This window comes from Mesorhizobium album (genome assembly GCF_033977205.1).
Lineage (GTDB): Bacteria > Pseudomonadota > Alphaproteobacteria > Rhizobiales > Rhizobiaceae > Mesorhizobium > Mesorhizobium album.
Genome location: NZ_JAVIIW010000084.1, coordinates 1 through 12,062 on the forward strand (window position 1 = coordinate 1; position 12,062 = coordinate 12,062).

At 62.4% G+C, this 12,062-nt stretch carries 12 protein-coding genes and 1 pseudogene; 3 read left to right on the forward strand and 10 right to left on the reverse strand.

What is annotated here, in order from left to right; all coding sequences use genetic code 11:
• Positions 1 to 221 precede the first annotated feature (221 nt).
• The 8 genes and pseudogenes from RFN28_RS33700 to RFN28_RS33735 all read right to left on the reverse strand — a co-directional run bounded on the left by RFN28_RS33700 (position 222) and on the right by RFN28_RS33735 (position 6,561).
• Positions 222 to 2,243 (reverse strand): hydantoinase/oxoprolinase N-terminal domain-containing protein, encoded by a 2,022-nt coding sequence (locus RFN28_RS33700; RefSeq protein ID WP_320291458.1) that lies wholly within the window; start codon positions 2,241 to 2,243, stop codon positions 222 to 224.
• A 348-nt stretch (positions 2,244 to 2,591) separates the two neighbouring features.
• Positions 2,592 to 2,894: a cupredoxin domain-containing protein gene (locus RFN28_RS33705; protein ID WP_320291459.1), complete on the reverse strand. Its 303-nt coding sequence runs from the start codon at positions 2,892 to 2,894 to the stop codon at positions 2,592 to 2,594.
• Between the two features lie 56 nt (positions 2,895 to 2,950).
• Positions 2,951 to 3,577, reverse strand: a complete 627-nt coding sequence (locus RFN28_RS33710; protein ID WP_320291460.1) for a CDGSH iron-sulfur domain-containing protein — start codon at positions 3,575 to 3,577, stop codon at positions 2,951 to 2,953.
• A gap of 325 nt (positions 3,578 to 3,902) precedes the next feature.
• The gene (locus tag RFN28_RS33715; protein WP_320291461.1) at positions 3,903 to 4,271 is read right to left on the reverse strand and encodes a hypothetical protein; all 369 of its coding nucleotides are present in this window, start codon (positions 4,269 to 4,271) and stop codon (positions 3,903 to 3,905) included.
• 315 nt (positions 4,272 to 4,586) lie between these two features.
• Positions 4,587 to 4,934 carry a hypothetical protein gene (locus RFN28_RS33720; RefSeq protein ID WP_320291462.1) on the reverse strand — a complete coding sequence of 116 codons (348 nt, stop codon included), beginning with the start codon at positions 4,932 to 4,934 and terminating at the stop codon, positions 4,587 to 4,589.
• Positions 4,935 to 5,080: 146 nt separating this feature from the next.
• A pseudogene (locus RFN28_RS33725) lies at positions 5,081 to 5,429 on the reverse strand (endonuclease domain-containing protein); the annotation flags it as partial.
• A gap of 98 nt (positions 5,430 to 5,527) precedes the next feature.
• On the reverse strand, positions 5,528 to 6,052 hold the full coding sequence (locus RFN28_RS33730) for a hypothetical protein (RefSeq protein WP_320291463.1): 525 nt from the start codon (positions 6,050 to 6,052) through the stop codon (positions 5,528 to 5,530).
• On the reverse strand, positions 6,049 to 6,561 hold the full coding sequence (locus tag RFN28_RS33735; protein ID WP_320291464.1) for a hypothetical protein: 513 nt from the start codon (positions 6,559 to 6,561) through the stop codon (positions 6,049 to 6,051). The genes RFN28_RS33730 and RFN28_RS33735 overlap by 4 nt, the downstream gene beginning before the upstream one ends.
• 234 nt (positions 6,562 to 6,795) lie before the next feature.
• Here RFN28_RS33735 and RFN28_RS33740 point away from each other — a divergent pair, with 234 nt between their 5' ends.
• Together RFN28_RS33740 and RFN28_RS33745 are read left to right on the forward strand one after the other, a co-directional pair.
• The gene (locus RFN28_RS33740) at positions 6,796 to 7,374 is read left to right on the forward strand and encodes an AAA family ATPase (RefSeq protein ID WP_320291469.1); all 579 of its coding nucleotides are present in this window, start codon (positions 6,796 to 6,798) and stop codon (positions 7,372 to 7,374) included.
• 57 nt (positions 7,375 to 7,431) lie between these two features.
• On the forward strand, positions 7,432 to 8,532 hold the full coding sequence (locus tag RFN28_RS33745; protein WP_320291465.1) for an AAA family ATPase: 1,101 nt from the start codon (positions 7,432 to 7,434) through the stop codon (positions 8,530 to 8,532).
• A 44-nt stretch (positions 8,533 to 8,576) separates the two neighbouring features.
• Here the strand turns inward: RFN28_RS33745 and lepA are convergent, their stop codons facing one another.
• Positions 8,577 to 10,382: a translation elongation factor 4 gene (gene lepA, locus RFN28_RS33750; RefSeq protein WP_320291466.1), complete on the reverse strand. Its 1,806-nt coding sequence runs from the start codon at positions 10,380 to 10,382 to the stop codon at positions 8,577 to 8,579.
• Between the two features lie 312 nt (positions 10,383 to 10,694).
• On the opposite strand from lepA, the gene RFN28_RS33755 reads away from it, so the two are divergent.
• On the forward strand, positions 10,695 to 11,762 hold the full coding sequence (locus tag RFN28_RS33755) for a TadE/TadG family type IV pilus assembly protein (protein ID WP_320291467.1): 1,068 nt from the start codon (positions 10,695 to 10,697) through the stop codon (positions 11,760 to 11,762).
• A gap of 86 nt (positions 11,763 to 11,848) precedes the next feature.
• Here the strand turns inward: RFN28_RS33755 and RFN28_RS35045 are convergent, their stop codons facing one another.
• Positions 11,849 to 11,968, reverse strand: coding sequence for a hypothetical protein (locus tag RFN28_RS35045; RefSeq protein ID WP_502572790.1), 120 nt, complete (start codon positions 11,966 to 11,968; stop codon positions 11,849 to 11,851).
• Between the last annotated feature and the right edge of the window lie 94 nt (positions 11,969 to 12,062).

Here is a 12,062-nt window from a genome sequence, read left to right on the forward strand (position 1 = left end):
GCGTGGCCTGCCGGTACTGACAATGGGCGCAACTGGATACCGTCGACAACACAAAGGATCACAAAATGGCGCCACAACCCCCTTGACCTTCAACTCATCATATGAGGGGGGGCGGTTCGACTGGGCTCGACCTAGTGCGGCAGATGAAGGCTGGCGCTCTACGCGAGGCGACCCCCTCTGTCGCCTTCGGCGACATCTCCCCCTCAAGGGGTGAGACTGCCCTACACCGCAATCCGCGGCCTTCCCGACGCCACCGCCACCACATGCGCTTCGATGAACATGCGCTGGTCCTCGACGGTGGAGACGCGGAATTCGGTGGAGACGTCGATCTCGGCGCTGTCGGTGCCGGCGTCCCTGGCGCGTTCGGCAACGATCGCCCGCACATCAACTTCCGCTGCCGCAATCGCCGCCGCCTCGTCGGTGAAGTCGCGCACCGTTTGCCCCGATGCCAGGCGGAAGAGGCCTTCCCTCGGCTGGCTGACACGGGCCTCGGCCGAGACTCGCACCTGGCCGACCACGGCGCCGAGCGCATTGGCGACGTCGGTGTCCTCCGGCACGATGCAGCCATTGCCGATCAGCGGCGGCAGGCCGGCATAATGCAGCGGCGCCGAGGCGCCGAGGCCGATGACCGGGCGGTCGAGCGCGACGCTGAAGCGGGCGATGCCGGGATGCGCGTCGACCGCGCGCTGCACCAGCGCGTGCGCGACGGTGGCCGCGCCATCCAGCCCGTCCTCGGCGAAGGCGGTTTCGAGGATGTATTCGGCCGACCAGCGGGTCAGCGTGGTCAGCACGCGTTCGGCGATCGCTTCCGGCGTCGCCGCGATCGCCTGACCGCGGCCGTCGCGGCGGCGGGCGAAGAGCTCGGCGCCGAGGCGGGCGGCGGCGGCATCCCAGTTGGCCTGCTTGCCAAGCACATGGGCGGCGTCTGACGGCGTGAAGCCGCAGATGTGCACCAGCCCCCGCGCCACGAGCCGGTTCAGCGTGGCGTTCTGGGCGTTGGAGGTGAGCAGGCGGTCGAGCGCCAGCGGAGTGGCGCCGATCGCCTCGTAGAGCTTTGCTTCCGGCGCGGTCAGCCCCGCGGCGAGCCTGTCCGGCACGCCGGTGCGCACGGCGAAGCGCCCATCCATGCGGCCGGGATTCGGCGCGCGCAGCTGCCGCTCCAGCTCGGTGGTGACGGCCTCGCCATGCGCCATGCCGGCCAGCGCCAGCGGCACCAGACGGCGCGGCCCGAGCAGGATTTTCGGGGTGAGCGCGCCATCTTCCAGCGCCACTTCCGAGTCGCCGCCGAGGCCGAAGGTGCGCATGGCGACGGCTTCGACCATGGTGCGGAAACCGCCGACGGTGGCGCCTTCTGGATCGAGCCGCGGCCTGCCGCTATCCAGAACGGCGACATCCGTTGTGGTGCCACCGATGTCCGACACCATGGCGTCGTCGAGCCCGGTCATGTGGCGGGCGCCGACCAGGCTGGCGGCCGGGCCGGACAGAATGGTCTCGATCGGCCGCTGGCGGGCAAACGCCGCCGAGACCAGCGCGCCGTCGCCGCGCACCACCATCAGGGGCGCGGCGATGCCGCGATGGCCAAGAAAGCCTTCGGTCGCCGCCACCAGCCGGTCGATCATCGAGATCAGGCGGGCATTGAGCAGCGTGGTCAGCGCGCGGCGCGGGCCGCCGAGCTTGGCCGACAATTCGTGGCTGGCGGTGACCGGCAGGCCGGTCTTCTCGCGGATCAGCGCGCGGGCGGCGAGCTCATGCGCCGGGTTGCGGGTGGCGAAATAGGCGCAGACGGCAAAGCCCGAAACCGAGCCGCCAAGCTCGGGAAGTGCGACCTCAAGGCCGGAAAGGTCGAGTTTTGCCGCATTGCCGTGCACGTCATGGCCGCCGGGGCAGAACACCACGGGATCGGTCCCCAGCGCCGTCTTCAGCCCGTCGCGGGCGAGGTCTGCCTCGGAAAAGCCGATCATGACCAGCGCCACGCGCCCGCCCTGGCCCTCGACCAGCGCATTGGTGGCCAAAGTGGTGGACATCGAGACAAGCTTGATCGCCGCCGGATCGGTGCCGGCCTTCTCCAGCACCGCGTCGACCGCGCCGGAAATGCCGACGGCGAGATCGTGCCTGGTGGTCAGCGCCTTGGCCTTGGCCAGCACCTTGCCTTTCGGTCCGCCCTCCTCCGACCACAGCACGGCATCGGTGTAGGTGCCGCCGGTGTCGATGCCGAGGAAGAGAGGGGATTGCTTGGCGGTCATGGAAAGGTCCGGGCAGAATTTCTTGCCCCGCCCTTAGCCGATACAGGCTGGCGGATAAAGAAGGGAGGGATGGGCCAGGTAATCTCCCCCCTTGAGGGGGAGATGTCGCCGGAGGCGACAGAGGGGGTCGCTGCGCGTAGAGCGCCAGCGCCTTGTGCGACGTCAGAGGGCGTCGGCGCTCTATGTGAGACGACCCCCTCTGGCCTGCCGGCCATCTCCCCCTCAAGGAGGGAGATTTGCAGCTTCAGCGCTGGCGCACCTCCTGCAACGCTGGCGAGTCGCGAAAGCGCCGATGACATCTGATCTCCCCCACAAGGGGGGAGATTGGCGCTCCGCCGTCGGTGCCTCCTACTTCGCCGTGACGGTGCCCGTCATCGAGCTGTGGATCGCGCAATGGAAGGCATGCGCGCCGGCTTTGGCGATCTTGACCTTGGCGCCCTTGCCCTTGGCGAGTTGGCCGGTGTCGAAGGAACCGTCGTCCGCCGTGGCGGTGTGCGTCATGGCATCGGCGTTGGTGAAGGTGACGGTGTCGCCAACGGCGACACTGATCTTGGCCGGGTGGAATTTCATGCCCTTGATCTGCACCGCGTGATTGGCGGCGTAGGCGGGCATGGCAAAGGCAAGCAGGGCAAGAACGAGCATGGTGCGCATGATGGATTCCTCCTGAACGCAAACCTCATCCTAAACTAACGCCGGCGCGCCGCCTGTCATGCCACGAAGCCGATCTTTTTATGCGATCCATCGCAAAACGGCTTGTTGGCCGAGTGGCCGCAGCGGCAGAGGAAGACCTTCGTCGTGCGGGCGATGGTATGCCCCGTGCCGGTGACGATCTCGGCATTGCCTTCGAGCTTGAGCGGGCCGTTGGCGGTGGGCGTCACGTCAAGCGGGCCGTCGCGCACCTCGAGCACCTGCGCTTCCTTCAGCGGCGGCTCGCCGGTGGCGGAAAAGCCGGCCTTGATGTGGCTGTTGTCGCAGAACGGCTTGTTCTGCGACAGGCCGCAGCGGCAGAGCGTGGCGCGATGGAAGGTCTCGCCGTTCAGCACGATCTCGGCATGGACCGCCAGCGGGCCGTTCTCGCGCACGCGCACCGTGTTGACCACCGGCGGCTGTTCCTGCGGCCCGCTGTCCTTCCTGGCGTAAGTGATGGCGCCCGACGGGCAGTTCTCGGCCAGCGCCACGACCTTCTCGACGCTCGCCGCATCGGGATGGATCCACTCGCCCTTGGCATTGGGCACGAAGACATGCGGATTGCCGAGCACGCAATTGCGCGAATGGATGCAGCGCTTGCCGTTGAAGGAAACATCGACCTTCTCGCCTTCGACCGTGCCTGCCATGGGTACTCTCCTGTGGGTGGGTTGAGGAGAGGCTAGGGCGGCGGTGCGAAGGGCGTCAAGCTGGCCGGGAGCACAGCTCCCCTTCTCCCCTTGTGGCGCCCGATCTCCCCCCTTGTGGGGGAGAAAGCATTTTCCTGCATTTGCGACCGGGCTTGTCCCCGAGCAAGTGCTTGGAAAATGCAAGAGAGGGGATTTCGTAGGGCGCGGAGACCTGTACTTCTTCGTAGGCGCTTTTTCCCCTCACTTGCGATTTCTAACACTTAGCCTTCGGCTAAGATGTTGAAATCGCTTTCTCTCCCACAAGGGGAGAGATAGGCGCAGGCCCCTACTCCACCAGATTGATCTCCTCGGTCTGGCCGCCGCTGCAGGTGTAGCAGCAGTCCTCGCAGTTTTCCTTGTTGTTGGGGCCGACGCCCCAATAAGTCTCCTCGTCGCCGTCGACCCAGGCGCCGTAGCAGATCTTCTCGCCGTCCTCGCAGGAGATCGGCAGTTGCTTGGTCTCGCCGTCGTCGAGATAGAAATCCTTGCCATTGCCTGGCCAGACATAGTCGCGATCCTGGCTGTAGAGCTCGAGGCGCATGGCGTTGGGATGGCTGTTCTTGATCTGGAAGGTGATGTCGCCGGCATGCGCGGCGGATGAGACGATGACGGCGAGCGAGAGCGCAGCGACGCGGCGCGCGATGGTGAAAGACATGAGAACCCCCGAGGTCGAATCGGTCCCCACGGCCCGATTGCGGGATCATCGCATGGCGGCCAAGAGCGCAGAAGAGGCGCCGGCCGATGTCTCTGACTGAATTTTGGGGGCGATTGGCGCGACCTCGCCTTCTCCCCTTGTGGGAGAAGGTGGATCGGCGCGCAGCGCCGAGACGGATGAGGGGTGTTCCAGCTTGGCAAAGGCGTTCGCCATCAGCGCCGCATCGTGCCAAATCGCCGGCGTCTCACCTTGTCCAGCACCCCTCATCCGGCCGCTTCGCGGCCACCTTCTCCCACAAGGGGAGAAGGAGAGGCCCTACTCCGCCAGGTCCACCGTCTCGGTCGAATGCTCCACGCAGATGAAGCAGCAGGTGTCGCAGGGCTGGTCGTTGTCGGGGCCGACGCCGGCGGTGACGGAATCGTTGCCGTTCACCCAGGCGCCCCAGCAGATATGCTCGCCGTTATCGCAAGAGATCGGCACCGATTTGCGCGCCTTGGGCCGGATGAGGAAAACCTTGTCGCCGCCCGGCCAGACTTTTTCGCTGTCACGGCTGAACAGCTCCAGCGCCACGCCGTCGGAGCGCTGGTTGCGGACGAAGACCGACATGTCGGCGGCGAAGGCCGGCGTGGTGAGGAGAAGGAAGGCGAGCAAAGCGCGAATCATGGTGAGGTCCCCCGAGGGAGTAGAGCACGGGTGGGCAAGCGGCGCGACCTCCCCTTCCCCCTGTGGGGGAAGGTGGCTCGGCGCGCAGCGCCGAGACGGATGAGGGTGTTCCAGCTTGGCAAATTCGCCCATCGGCATGATCGCCGAGGCTGCAGATTTTCGTCCCGCACATAAGCGATGATGGTATCGCAGACCCCGTTCAAGTCCCTCAAAACGTCGTCGTTCCAGAAACGCAGCACACGAAAGCCTCTCGCCTTCAGTTCGCCGTCGCGCTCCTTGGCGAGTCCGCATGTTGGCTGCCATCGATTTCGACGACCAGCCGAGCCTCGGCGCAGACGAAATCGGCAATGAATCTGCCCACTGCCGACGGAACTTGATGTTGTCGAGACGGCGGCCGCGCAACTCCTGCCACAGGCGGCTCTCTGCTTCCGTCGACTCGCGGCGCATCCGGCGAGCGAAATCCCGTTTGGTTGGGGCTACAGGCTGATGGGGCATGGAGCGAAACTAGCCGTTGTCGGAGCTCCGTCCAACACGCTCATCCGTCTCGGCGCTACGCGCCGATCCACCTTCCCCCACAAGGGGGGAAGGAAGACTCAGCGCCGCACCACCACATGCGGAGCGAACTCTTTCACCGCATCCACTATCTCCTGCCCGCGCACGTCGAGCGAGGAGATCTCCATGTGCACGGTGGTCTTGCCGAAGGGCATTATCCCGAATGCATTGGCGGCCGAATATTTGATTGCGTCGGGCGGCTCTTCGGTCAGCTCGAAATTGAGCATCGCCGCGCCCTTGCCGCCGGACGCGAGGCGCACGCTCTGCACCTTCTCCCACGGCACGAGCACGTCGCCGGCGCGAGCATCGCGGAAGCCTTGGCTGTTCAGGGTCACCTTGACAGAAGTGTCGAAGGCGCCGCGCGCGATGAAGAAGCCGAGCCCCAAGAGGGCGACGCTGAGCAGCGCGATCCACAGCACATGCCCACCATCGGCGCCCGAGGCGACACCCTGCAGCGCGCCGAAGGCGAAGATGCCGCCGATCAGGAACGGCCCGAAGGCCGGAAAAATCTTGCCGGTGGGGCTGTTGCGGATTTCGAGCGGCGCGGCCATGTCCGCCCCGCTCACGGTTCCGATTTCAGCAGCGTCCAGATCCAGCCTATGAAGGTGAAGACCAGGAACGGATAGCCGATCGCCGGCAGCGGCGACGAGGTGGGCAGCAGCGGCGCGCCCCACAGGATCATCGCCGCCGAGACGACGAAGAGCAGGGCCGACACCAAAGCGGTGAGCCGCATCCAGAGCGCGAAAGTGCTTTGCGCGCTGACCATGGTGAGCCCCGCCGCCCAGAGCGCAATGCCGCCGACATAGGACGGCACGCTGGCCTGCAGGCCCGCCGCATTGCCGGCCAGAAGCAGGCTTTCGCCGGCAAGGAAGGTGAGGAAGCCGGCCGCGACGAGATCATTGCCCAGCCGCTGGTATTTCATGGTGAGCAGCGCCACTGCCACGACGATCGCCACGCCGTCGATGGTCCAGAGCGTCTCGCGCAACGCGTCGCTCGCGACGAAGGTACCGGCAAGCCCGAAAGCGCCGCCGATGGCGAGGCCGATCGCTGCGACGGTTTCCAGAGTGGAGCGCATGTAACGTCTCCCCAAGCTGGGAAGAGGATACTCCGGGGCGAGGTATTCTCCAATCGTAAGGCACGCGGAACGCTAAGATTGCCGCGATCAGGAGGGATTCCAGGCCTTGGAGGACGCCCGATCGGTCTGCTGCAGAACTTCGAAGAACCCGAATGCGCCGTTACGACTCACCAAAAAATCGTGTAGACCGTCAGGTCAATTGTTCGGTGAGGGGAGGCATAGATTCTACGGCGAATCGAGTTTGAAAACTTTAGAAAACACACGAAATTTCGTGTCACCTGCAAAGAACGCAATATCTTTGTTGGCCCTAACAATGCTGGCAAATCCTCGGTCCTAGATGCGCTACGTCTGTTCGCTGACGTTGCGCGGTATGCCGAATATCGGCTTCCAGTAATAAAAACTCAGAATCCTTACGGGGTCTGTGCTACGTACGAAATGACCAACAAAAATTTCTGCCTGCCGATAGCGAACATACCAACTAATGACTCCGAAGAGGATGTCAAGGTTTCTATTTATCACGATAATGGATCTGTTCTTCATTTGATCCTAAACGTTGATCGCCAACCGACCGTTTTTATTCAATCCGACGCCAGAGCGAAGCGTTCGAAGACCTATTTTAAGGAGTGCTTTCCAGAAGCAATAATCGTTGTGCCGACGCTGGGTCAATTCGAAGAGACCGAGAAGCCAAACGATCCCGATTATGTGAGAAGCGTGGAACATACTCGGCTTGCGGCTAGGAACTTTAGAAATATTTGGCGGCAAAAAAATCACAGCGACTTCCAGGAGTTTTCTGCCTTGGTAGAGGGCAATTGAAAAGGCATCGAGGTTCACAGGCCAAAGGTAGTCGTCGGAGTGCCGTCGACATTGGAGATGGTATACGTCGAGAATGGGCACCCGCGCGAAATCTACTTATCCGGCTTTGGATTTCAGGCGTGGATGCAAATCATGACTCATTTCCTCCGAGGATCGGGAGGAGACATCCTCGTTTTGGATGAACCGGATGTGTACCTACACGCCGACCTTCAAAGGAAACTCTACAGCATTGCAAAAAAGAGATTCTCGCAGATCTTTCTTGCTACTCATTCAGCTGAGATCATGAAAGAGGCGAATTCGGGCGACGTGGTCCTCGTGAGATCGGAATTCCAAACCGGAAAGAGGATCACAACGGAGGAGGGCTATAGAAGCGCTCATGCGCTGCTAGGCTCCTCCGAAAATGCTGATTTTGCTCGGTTATCCAGGGCCAAAAGAATAATAGCCTTCGAAGGCAATGATCGCTCCATCTATCGCCGATTCGAGCAGATGCTTATCCCTGATGGGATATTTAGCGACCCTGACACCATGCTTCTGAAGATAGGTGGATATGAACAATGGCCTCGGGTCGGTAATTTGCCTTGGGCGTTTCAAGAGTTGTTTGGAATTCAACCAAAAATTGCTGCGATTTTCGATAGAGACTATCGATGTCTGGAGGAAATCGAAGGGCATGAGCAGAAGTTGCGAACGTCTGGGATTTTTTGTCGTGTTCTTCGGCGCAAGGAGATCGAAAATTACGTCATTTCTCGCGAGGCGATCATCAAGGCGGTGCAAAAAGCGGCCAGAAAAAAGGAGAAATCGATAGACGATGCTTGGGTTGACGGGGCGCTAGCTTCAATATCGCTTGAATTGCACGATGATGCGCTGATCAACGTCCAGTCTTTTACAAGTAAATACTACCAGCTAAAGCGAGACTCGCGAGATACAAAAACAGTTTTGAAGATGGCGAAAGAAGAGTTCGATAGAGATTGGGTCACACAGGGATTTAGATACCGAGTTTCCGGAAAGGACTTCTTTTCGTCGTTCAACCGGGTACTCGACGACAAATTTGGAGTATCCGTCTCGCTATTTCAGGTTCTGGATGAGTTTCACATTTCTGATCTGGACGCAGAATTCTGTGAAATGCTCTTGGAAGTGAACCACTACTTCTCTGAAGGCTAGGTCCGGTCATCCCTGGGCGCGGGCATAGCGCCCCAACCGGTCGTTCAATCCCCCATCTTCAGCGCCTGAATAAACGCCTCCTGCGGGATATCCACTTTGCCGAACTGGCGCATCCGCTTCTTGCCCTCTTTCTGCTTGTCGAGCAGCTTGCGCTTGCGGGTCACGTCGCCGCCGTAGCATTTGGCGGTGACGTCCTTGCGCAGCGCGGAGACGGTCTCGCGGGCGATGATGCGGCCGCCTATCGCGGCCTGGATCGGGATCTTGAACAGGTGCTGCGGGATCAGCTCCTTCAGCTTCTCGCACATGGCGCGGCCGCGCTTTTCGGCGGCCGAGCGGTGCACCAGCATGGATAGAGCGTCGACCGGCTCGTCATTGACCAGGATCGACATCTTCACCAGGTCGCCCTCGCGATAGTTGGTCAGGTGATAGTCGAAGGAGGCGTAGCCCTTGGAGATCGACTTCAGCCGATCGTAGAAATCGAAGACGACCTCGTTGAGCGGCAGGTCGTAAGTGAGCATGGCGCGCTTGCCGACATAGGAAAGGTCGGCCTGGATGCCGCGCCTGTCCTGGCAGAGTTTTAGAATCCCGCCGAGATAGTCGTCGGGGGTGAGGATGGTGGCGCGGATCCACGGCTCCTCGATCGAATCGATCTTGACGACGTCGGGCATGTCGGCAGGGTTGTGCAATTCCTTGGTCGTGCCGTCGATGAGGTTCATGCGGTAGACGACGGACGGCGCGGTGGCGATGAGGTCGAGATTGAACTCGCGCTCCAGCCGCTCCTGGATGATTTCCAGGTGCAAGAGCCCCAGGAAGCCGCAGCGGAAGCCGAAGCCGAGCGCGGCGGAGGTCTCCATTTCAAAGGAGAAGGAGGCGTCGTTGAGGCGCAGCTTGCCGACGGCGGCGCGCAGATCCTCGAAATCGGCGGCGTCGACCGGGAACAGGCCGCAAAACACCACCGGCTGCGCCGGCTTGAAGCCGGGCAGCGCCTTAGCCGTCGGGCGGCGGTCCTCGGTGATGGTGTCGCCGACGCGGGTGTCGGCCACTTCCTTGATCGAGCCGGTGAAGAAGCCGAACTCGCCGGGGCCGAGCTCGTCGACATTGACGCGGGCCGGCTTGAAGACGCCGGTGCGCTCGACGAGATACTTTGCGCCGGTGCCCATCATGCGGATGGTCTGGCCCTTCTTCATCACGCCGTCGATGATGCGCACCAGCACGATGACGCCGAGATAGGCGTCGTACCAGCTGTCGACCAGCATGGCTTTCAGCGGGGCGGCGATGTCGCCCTCGCGCGGCGGCGGCAGCTGGTGGACGATCGCCTCCAGCACATCCGGCACGCCCAAACCGGTCTTGGCCGAGATCAGCACGGCGTTGGAGGCGTCGAGGCCGATCACCTCCTCCACCTGCTCGCGGATGCGCTCGGGCTCGGCCGCCGGCAGGTCCACCTTGTTCAGCACCACGACGATCTCGTGGTTGTTGTCGATGGCCTGGTAGACATTGGCGAGCGTCTGCGCCTCGACGCCTTGAGACGCGTCCACCACCAGCAGCGAGCCCTCGCAGGCGGCGAGCGAACGCGACACTTCATAGGCGAAGTCGACATGGCCGGGCGTGTCGATGAGGTTCAGAACATAGTCCTCACCGTTTTTGGCTCGGTAGTTGAGCCGAACGGTCTGGGCCTTGATGGTGATGCCGCGCTCGCGCTCGATGTCCATCGAGTCCAGCACCTGCTCCTTCATGTCGCGCTCCTCCAGCGCGCCGGTGAGCTGGATCAGCCGGTCGGCAAGCGTGGATTTGCCATGGTCGATATGGGCGACGATGGAGAAATTGCGGATGTGGTCGAGCGGGGTCGTCATGCGGCGCGCTTTAGCAGGGGCGGGTTTAAGGGGCAAGCGGCGGGGGTAGAGGCCTTTGCCTTCTCCCCTTGCGGGAGAAGGTGTCGCCGAAGGCGACGGATGAGGGGTGCTCGAAGAAATGAGACGTCGGTAATCCCTGGAACACCCCTCATCCGTCTCGGCGCTGCGCGCCGATCCACCTTCTCCCACAAGGGGAGAAGGGGGAGGCCTCCGAACACTCAAAACCGCTTAAACATTTATGCACCCATTTGGGGCATAGCTCCACCTTGGGTAGAAGGCAGGCCGCGCTGGCGGCGTTTCGGGGGTTGGGGAATGTTCAGGTCCGCAAGGGATTTCGTCCGCTCGGAAAGCGGCTCGTTGATGCCGGTGATGGTGATGGCGACGATCCCTATCCTGCTCGCGGTCGGCTTTTCCGTCGACTACACCTCGGCGGTGACGACCCGCAGCAACATGCAGAACGCGCTCGATGCAGCGATCATCTCGATCACCACGCTGCCGACGACGACCTCGCAAGGCGACCGGCAGACGGCGCTGCAGCAGGCCTATGTCGCCAATAGCGGGCAGGGCACGGCGACGCTCACCGGCGTCAACGTGGCGGCCGACGGGACGGCGACCTTCACCGCCACGGCGGCCTATCCGATGCCGACCAATTTCATGCAGATCGCCCGGATCGACACGGTCAATGTCGGCGTCGGCTCCTCGGTGCGCAAGACGCCGGCGCTGGTGCAATCCACCTTCAAGGTGACGAAAGTGTCGGGCTGGTGGAACAAGACCATGACGCTCTACGGCACCAAGTTCGGCGAAACCACCCCCAAGCCGCTGATGACGATTACATACAACTACAATGGCTATGGCGACCCGAAGGGCTACGGCACGACCACGGTGAGCACCATCAACGGCTCCACCAGCACGGTGGTCCAGCAGCAGGCTTGCACGACCAAGACGGTCGGCAACTTCAACAATCTGGCCGCCGGCACGATCACCCAGACCGACAGCAATGGGAAGAAGTACGCCACGACCTGCGCCGACACATTCTACCCCGCCAACGGCTCCGGCGCGGTGATCGACGTCAGCCAGATGGACAAGCTTTATCTGGAGATGAAGGTGCCTTCGGGCAATCCGACGACGCTGCGGTCGGACGATGCCACCACCTCGAACCGGCTCTATATCGGCACCAGCCAGACGAATATGCCCGAGGTCGCGACCGGCCAGACGGTCGACATCTTCGGCGCCGTGCCCTGCGGCCAGGCCGGCTACCAGGCCTGGGAGGACGGCGGCAGCCCGGTGCCGGCCGATGTCAGCAATGCCGACTTCTTCTACACCACCACCGGCAAGTGCGACTTCAACCGCCGGCCGTCGGAGACCGTGCTGACGCAGTAGGGTGCGGAGCCGTTCCCTGCTCCCCCTTGTTTGGACCGGGGACATCGCGAACAGGTGTGCGAGGACATCGCGAACAGTTTTGCATGCTATCGAGCCAAGGTGTTGAGGTCGATGGTTTCTATTTTCTGATGTCTGAACCAGGCGTCGAAGACGCCGTCGGTGGCGGTGGGGCGGAAAGCGACGGACTTTCGGCGAAGGCCCGGCACAAGCGTATGGTTCGGCCGAGAATGGAGACGAAGCCATGCTGCTGAACGCGGCGGATGAGATCGTCCTTGGCATATTCGAACGGCTCGACAGTTT

What these genes read in the sequence shown, in the direction of transcription:
- RFN28_RS33715 (WP_320291461.1), bottom strand. Translation starts at nt 4,271, where the DNA reads ATGTCTTTCACCATCGCGCGCCGCGTCGCTGCGCTCTCGCTCGCCGTC.
- RFN28_RS33755 (WP_320291467.1), top strand. Translation starts at nt 10,695, where the DNA reads ATGTTCAGGTCCGCAAGGGATTTCGTCCGCTCGGAAAGCGGCTCGTTG.
- RFN28_RS33700 (WP_320291458.1), bottom strand. Translation starts at nt 2,243, where the DNA reads ATGACCGCCAAGCAATCCCCTCTCTTCCTCGGCATCGACACCGGCGGC.
- lepA (WP_320291466.1), bottom strand. Translation starts at nt 10,382, where the DNA reads ATGACGACCCCGCTCGACCACATCCGCAATTTCTCCATCGTCGCCCAT.
- RFN28_RS33705 (WP_320291459.1), bottom strand. Translation starts at nt 2,894, where the DNA reads ATGCGCACCATGCTCGTTCTTGCCCTGCTTGCCTTTGCCATGCCCGCC.
- RFN28_RS33710 (WP_320291460.1), bottom strand. Translation starts at nt 3,577, where the DNA reads ATGGCAGGCACGGTCGAAGGCGAGAAGGTCGATGTTTCCTTCAACGGC.
- RFN28_RS33745 (WP_320291465.1), top strand. Translation starts at nt 7,432, where the DNA reads ATGGTATACGTCGAGAATGGGCACCCGCGCGAAATCTACTTATCCGGC.
- RFN28_RS33720 (WP_320291462.1), bottom strand. Translation starts at nt 4,934, where the DNA reads ATGATTCGCGCTTTGCTCGCCTTCCTTCTCCTCACCACGCCGGCCTTC.
- RFN28_RS33735 (WP_320291464.1), bottom strand. Translation starts at nt 6,561, where the DNA reads ATGCGCTCCACTCTGGAAACCGTCGCAGCGATCGGCCTCGCCATCGGC.